The 6,743-nt window shown below is 43.5% G+C and carries 8 protein-coding genes; all 8 read left to right on the top strand.

What is annotated here, in order from left to right; translation table 11 throughout:
• Positions 1–406 precede the first annotated feature (406 nt).
• The 8 genes from PN470_RS18690 to PN470_RS18725 all read left to right on the top strand — a co-directional run bounded on the left by PN470_RS18690 (position 407) and on the right by PN470_RS18725 (position 6,316).
• Positions 407–742 carry a hypothetical protein gene (locus PN470_RS18690; protein WP_002773358.1) on the top strand — a complete coding sequence of 112 codons (336 nt, stop codon included), beginning with the start codon at positions 407–409 and terminating at the stop codon, positions 740–742.
• Positions 739–1,350 (top strand): class II aldolase/adducin family protein, encoded by a 612-nt coding sequence (locus tag PN470_RS18695; protein WP_271935948.1) that lies wholly within the window; start codon positions 739–741, stop codon positions 1,348–1,350. Before PN470_RS18690 ends, PN470_RS18695 begins: the two co-directional genes overlap by 4 nt.
• Before the next feature lie 106 nt (positions 1,351–1,456).
• A complete protein-coding gene (locus PN470_RS18700) occupies positions 1,457–1,660 on the top strand; it encodes a hypothetical protein (RefSeq protein WP_002735090.1) in 204 nt (67 codons plus the stop codon).
• Positions 1,661–1,829: 169 nt separating this feature from the next.
• Positions 1,830–3,218, top strand: coding sequence for an argininosuccinate lyase (gene argH, locus PN470_RS18705; protein ID WP_002735516.1), 1,389 nt, complete (start codon positions 1,830–1,832; stop codon positions 3,216–3,218).
• Between the two features lie 113 nt (positions 3,219–3,331).
• Positions 3,332–3,787: an NUDIX hydrolase gene (locus PN470_RS18710; RefSeq protein WP_271935952.1), complete on the top strand. Its 456-nt coding sequence runs from the start codon at positions 3,332–3,334 to the stop codon at positions 3,785–3,787.
• 259 nt (positions 3,788–4,046) lie between these two features.
• Positions 4,047–5,270 (top strand): restriction endonuclease subunit S, encoded by a 1,224-nt coding sequence (locus PN470_RS18715; RefSeq protein WP_271935953.1) that lies wholly within the window; start codon positions 4,047–4,049, stop codon positions 5,268–5,270.
• Positions 5,271–5,310: 40 nt separating this feature from the next.
• The gene (locus tag PN470_RS18720; RefSeq protein ID WP_271935956.1) at positions 5,311–5,868 is read left to right on the top strand and encodes a hypothetical protein; all 558 of its coding nucleotides are present in this window, start codon (positions 5,311–5,313) and stop codon (positions 5,866–5,868) included.
• Positions 5,855–6,316: an HNH endonuclease gene (locus PN470_RS18725; protein ID WP_012265247.1), complete on the top strand. Its 462-nt coding sequence runs from the start codon at positions 5,855–5,857 to the stop codon at positions 6,314–6,316. The genes PN470_RS18720 and PN470_RS18725 overlap by 14 nt, the downstream gene beginning before the upstream one ends.
• Positions 6,317–6,743 lie beyond the last annotated feature (427 nt).

Genomic DNA, 6,743 nt, shown 5'->3' on the forward strand with positions numbered 1-6,743 from the left:
TCTATCGTTTTGTCAACGGCTTTCCGTATTCTAACGGAGTTTTTTGGCTCTCTTGGATTTGGTGGGTAAAATGTATTCTAAGATACATTCCTCCTAGAGAGGGGGTGGAACGAACCACAAAGACACAAAGGACACAAAGATCGATCAATCATATAGTAAGTTAAACTTATCACACACAACCTAGAAGAGCCGTTTTTTCCCGATCTGGCAAGGGATTGGCAAGTGGCCAGCTTTTTTCAGTGACCAGTGAAAGATAAGCTGCCCACGCATTTAAATTGCTTGTGGAGATGAGATACTCTTTACTGTTGGCTCTTGCAAGAGTAAAGAGATTGGGGGAAGATTCGGCTAATCTAAGAATAAGCGATTAAAATGCGTCTTAGCTGATCGAGGAAAACTAGAATCGTCTATGAACACATTCACTCCCCATCAAATTGTTAGTTTATTCTGCAAAAATCGAACTTTATACGGAGAAGTAATTCAGGTGATCGAAAGTCGTTCGGCTCTTTGGGTGCGTCCTCTCTGGTTAATTATAGCCGATAATTTTGAGACCATTGATGTGCGGGAATGTTCCGATTTAATTCTACCTATCAACTTATTTAACCCCGCCTTAGACACGGAAGTTTTACCCCTATTTTCTCAAGCAATTAAAGATAATTATATCGCCAATATTTCCTATCCTCTCCAGGACTTTGTGCAGAAAGTTTGTCAAAGTTATCCCGAATATTTTCAGAAAAATCTATGATTGACGAAGGCTACGTTAAATACAATTGTACTTGGATTCCTGACCGTCCCTTAATAAGCTCAGAGATTGCAGAATTAAATTATTGGCGCAATCGCCTCTATCGATTAGGATTAATCGGTCAATACGATAACGGAATCGGTTTTGGGAATGTGAGTCAACGAGGAAAAATAGACAGAGAAATCATTATTTCTGGCACTAACACCGGGGGAATCCCAGTATTAAATGAATCCCATTACACCACGGTTATAGACTACGATTGGCAAGAAAATCGGGTCACTTGTCGGGGAACAATCGCCGCTTCTTCAGAAACTCTCACCCATGCAGCGATTTATGAAGCGAATCCCCAGATTAATGGGGTGATTCATATTCACCATCGCCCCCTGTGGCAAAATTTAATGTATCGAGTGCCGACCACTCAAGAAAATATCGCCTATGGAACCCCAGAAATGGCCGCAGAAATTATCCGTTTATGTCAAGAAGATCATCTAGAGGAGCAACAAATTTTAGTGATGAGTGGTCACGAAGAAGGAATTATCGCCTTTGGGCAAGATTTAGCAAAAGCGGGCAATTTACTATTATCCTATTACCAGCAATCTCAATCATCTTGAAAGTGACCTCCTTTCCAACTCACCACCAGGGAGACAAAAGCGGTTTTGATTTAGTCGTTTTCATGTTAACTTATTCTGTAGATTTTCGTCTTTGAGGAATGCCATCGTGATCGACATCTTCCATCATCTATCCGTCTCGATCGACTTTTCGCCTCTTACCAATGTCTTGATGACTATTTCGGAGCAAGACGTGGATATCATCGGCAATGTTCAGAAATCCTTCTCAAATTTCGTCAAAACTGGGCAAGCATGGGCCCTATTAATCGGTTTTATTGCCGGTTATATGTTTCGAGGTTTTACTTCTTATTAGCTTTTCGCCTATGGGCATTCAGCCAGAGCGAGCAATTCTTGCTATTCTTATGTTTGTAGGGTTGGAGATTTTTCTAACCTGAAGCGGTAATGCTATCAGCGCTGGATTATTCCCCAAAATTGTCCAGCATATTTTGGTTAACTTTATCCACAATCATCTAACGAAAACAGTGACAGCAAAGAAAACTTGGAGCGATCGCTTTGAAGGTAGTCTCCATCCTACGATCGTAGAATTTAACGCCAGTATTGGCTTTGATATCGAATTAATCGAGTATGATCTCACCGGATCGATCGCTCACGCTAAAATGCTCGCCTATACGGGTATTATCAGCCCCGAAGAAGCAGATAGTCTCGTCTCTGGATTGGAACAAATTCGTCAAGAATACCGCACCGGCAACTTTAACCCCGGCATCGATCAAGAGGACGTGCATTTTGCCGTGGAACGTCGTTTAACCGAGATTGTGGGAGATGTGGGCAAAAAACTGCACACGGCCCGTTCGCGGAATGATCAGGTAGGAACGGATATACGTCTGTATCTTAGACAACAAATCGATGATATTAGGCAAGAAATTCGCAATTTTCAGCAAGCTTTAGTCAATCACGCTGAAAACCATCTGGAAACCCTGATCCCCGGTTACACCCACCTACAGCGCGCCCAACCGATTAGTTTAGCCCATCATCTCCTCGCTTATTTTCAAATGGCCGAACGGGATCACCAAAGATTAGGGCAAATTCGCGCCAGGACTAATATTTCGCCCCTAGGATGTGGTGCTTTAGCGGGGACGACTTTTCCTATTGATCGTCATTACAGCGCCAATTTACTCGATTTTGAGCAGGTGTATAACAATAGTCTCGATGGAGTCAGCGATCGAGATTTTGCCATTGAATTTATGACGGCCGCTAGTCTGATTATGGTCCACCTGAGCCGTTTGAGCGAAGAAATGATTCTCTGGTCTTCCCAAGAATTTAGTTTTATCACTCTCACCGATAGTTGTGCCACGGGATCTAGCATTATGCCCCAGAAAAAAAATCCCGACGTTCCCGAATTGGTGCGCGGCAAAACAGGGCGGGTTTTTGGGCATTTACAGGCGTTATTGACCTTAATGAAGGGTTTACCCCTAGCCTATAACAAAGACTTGCAGGAGGACAAGGAGGCGTTATTTGATGGCGTTAAAACCGTGCGGATTTGTTTGCAAGCGATGACGGTACTTTTAGCCACCGGAATTCAATTTAAAACTGACCGATTAGCTAATGCGGTGGCGGAAGATTTTTCTAATGCGACGGATGTGGCGGATTATTTAGCCAGTAAGGGGATTCCCTTCCGAGAAGCTTATAATTTAGTCGGGAAAGTCGTTAAAAGCAGTTTGGCAGCGGGTAAGTTATTGAAAGATTTAACCCTGACGGAATGGCAAGAATTACATCCGGCTTTTGAGGCCGATATCTACGACGCGATCGCTCCTCGTCAGGTGGTGGCGGCCCGTAATAGCTATGGTGGCACAGGTTTTGAACAAGTGCGATCGGCTTTAATTCAAGCTAAAGCCATTCTCGATCATGATTGATATTGTTAGGGGTTTTGGGGTTTTGGGGTTTTGGGGTATTAGTTAAAATTTCTCTCCCCATCCCCCCATCTCCCTATCTCCCTATCTCCCTATCTCCCCATCTCCTAATTCCTATGGGTCGTGTTTGGTATTTTATTAAAAGTGTGATGGGAATTATCTTTCGTCATCCTGTAACTGGGGTGACAATAATTCCGCTGCTTGCTGATGGTACAATTGTTTTAATCCGACGCAGAGACACCGGCAAATGGGCCCTACCGGGGGGAATGATCGATTGGGGGGAAGATATTTTTAATACTGCCCAAAGGGAATTAAAAGAGGAAACAGGATTAAATTTAGTCAGTTTAGGGCGTTTAGTCGGGGTTTATTCCTCTTTTGAGCGTGATCCGCGCATTCACTCCATTTCATTGTTAATTGAAGTTACAGCGTCGGGTAATTTTCAGATCAAAGATACATTAGAAGTTAGTGAGGTGAGAGCTTTTAGCGTCGAAACTTTACCTCTAGGCAATCTCAGTCACGATAATGGTCGCCAACTAGAAGATTATCTCAGGGGTGCCACTGTAGTGGCTTGATTTTTTTCTAGTATCTGCGACCCTAAGTAGCTGGTTATAATTAAATTAAAAATAGATTTTAGGTTCGATCCCCCCCAACCCCCCTTAAAAAGGGGGGATAAGAGTTTATAGTAGGGTGGGTTAGACGGCAACAATCTAGGCGTTAAAGTCAATCTAACAATCCGTCGTAACCCACCGCTTTAGTCCACCGAAAAGATATTTGATTTATGTTTGAAAATAAGATTGATCAGGTTTTACACGCATTAAAGGAGATGTTGGGATGAGCAAACCGACTAAGTTGCCCGAAGGCTGGAAACTGGTAAGTTTGGGTGAAGTAGGAACCCTAATAAATGGAGATAGAGGTAAAAACTATCCAAGTCAAAAAGATTTTGTTGATAATGGAGTCCCTTTTATAAATGCTGGTCATATTCAAAATGGTGAAATAGATTTTGAATCGATGAACTTTATTTCTAGAAAAAGGTTTGACTTATTAGGAAGCGGAAAGGTTAAGTCTGGCGATATTTTGTACTGCTTAAGAGGCTCATTAGGCAAGACGGCAATTATCAAAGATATTCAGGAGGGAGCAATAGCATCTTCTCTGGTAATTATTCGACCTTCTGAACAAATTAGAACGGACTATTTCTATCGTTATTTAGCTAGTCCAATTGGACAGGCAGAAATTTATAAATATGATAACGGATCCTCACAACCTAACCTCTCAGCCCAAAGCCTCAAACAGTACCGGCTTCCCCTCCCACCCCTCGAAGAACAGCGAAGAATTGCGGCAATTTTAGATAAAGCGGATGGGGTGCGACGCAAGCGCAAAGAGGCAATTAGGTTGACTGATGAGTTGTTAAAATCGACTTTCCTAGAGATGTTCGGTGATCCCGTTACTAATCCGAAAGGGTGGGAGGTTAGAGAACTAGGTGATTGTGTCAAGGATATTGAATCGGGTTGGAGTCCTAAATGTGATACGCGACAAGCCGAACCTGAAGAATGGGGTGTTTTGAAATTGGGGGCAGTAACATACGGGCATTTTAATCCTGATGAAAACAAAGCTATGCTACCAGATGACGTTCCTCGACAGGAATTGGAGATCAAGACAGGTGATTTATTGGTTACTAGAAAGAACACTTATGAATTAGTTGGCGCTTCTGCTTTTGTACAGATGACTCGCCCCAAATTAATGCTACCAGACTTGATTTTTAGGCTTCGATTAATAGACGGAATAGATCCAGTGTATGTGTGGCAAACCCTCAGCCAAAAAACAATGCGTCTTAAGTTGAGTGGATTGGCTGGAGGTACAGCAGGTTCTATGCCAAATATTTCAAAAGCGAGACTTCGTACTTTACCATTTCCGGTTCCGCCACAACTGCTTCAGTTGAAGTATAGGGAAATTTTCAATCAATTTTGGCTCAAAAAAGAGCATCAGAAAGAGTCGGAAGAAATTTCCGAAAATCTCTTTAATTCCCTTTTACAAAGGGCATTTAGGGGGGAACTGTAGCCATGACAGCTGGCGGATTACTGCCATAATCTTGTGGGAAATGCCATTAAAAAAGACCGTTGGACAATTAACCAAGATTCAGCTACCGCTGCGACGTCCTCAACAACGTCGGTTTTCGGGTAGTCTGCGTATTCGGGAGAACTCTCTAACCCTTTTTCCTTTTTCCCCTTTTACCCTCATTCCCTATTTTTTCTCTTTTCTTTTCTTTCCCGCCCTTAGGCGGGTCGATTTTTTTGAGAAAATGGCGTTAATGTTAAATTTTATTAAGGCAATGAAAGAATTATCGGTTATCAGTTGGGAAGGTGGTGTGATATTATGGGCAGTAAAGTTGCTCAAAAAGCCAGCTACAACCATGAGCGCTCTTGTCAAACCCTCTAGCCTGATTCCCAAAGGATTGCGGGTGCAACAGATTAATAATCTCACCCTATTCAAATTTACAGATGAACTGGGCGATCGGATGCAGACGCTTCTTGACAAAAAAAAAGCTGATGATCTCACCCCGGAGGAAGTCCTTGAGCTAGAAGCGATTGGCGAACTTGACCAAATTTTCAGCTACATCAACGCTGTCATTGCCGCCAGAGTAAATGGTCATTCCTAAATCGCTCTACCATATTGTTCGACAACGCGCTAGGTTCCGGTGTGAATACTGTCACTATCCCGAACTCCTCAGTTCCGCCCCTCTTTCGATCGACCATATTCAACCCCAATCCCTCGGTGGTAGCGATACGCTGGACAACCTCGCCCTAGCCTGTCGTCGTTGCAATGAAAGGCGTTATAACTTCACAACGGGGATTGACCCAGAAACCGAGGCAGAAGCTTCACTGTTCAACCCACGCCAGCAAATATGGTCAGAGCATTTTCTGTGGTCGGCGGATGCCTTGAAAATTATCGGCAAAACTCCATCAGGACGCGCCACCTGCCACCGCCTAGATTTGAATGATGAACGTCGTGAAGAACCCTTTATCCAGAATGCCCGACGGCAATGGATAGCCGGCCAACTCCATCCACCCAAGGATGACCCACGACAGGAAATTAGTGAGACTTAAGGCGTGGTTTAAAAAAGGTTGATCGGGAGTAACAAAAGCTTAATCCTGATTATTTATTTCCCTTTTTGTCTTTTGCATGAGTAGAAAACGGGTTTCTCCGAGAAACCCGTTTTCTGTGCATTACTCAAGAGTTATCGGTTATCAGTTGGGAAGGTGGTGTGATATTATGGGTAGTAAAGTTGCTCAAAAAGCTGGTCAGGTTGCTATTAGAATAGTAAACGCTGATAAATATCTCAGCCCAGAAAAGAAAGAAGTTATCCTGTTATAATAAAGTTAATTGATAAGTAGGTAGGCGTTAAAAATTATCAGATGCCCCCTTATCAAGGGGGATCCCCCCGCCTACCGGCACCCCCCGTATCAAGGGGGATCCCCCCGCCTACCGGCACCCCCCTTATCAAGGGGGGTCCCCCCGCCGACCCGCCCCCCC

It is taken from the genome of Microcystis sp. CS-574 (assembly GCF_028329095.1).
GTDB classification, from domain to species: Bacteria; Cyanobacteriota; Cyanobacteriia; order Cyanobacteriales; family Microcystaceae; genus Microcystis; species Microcystis ichthyoblabe_A.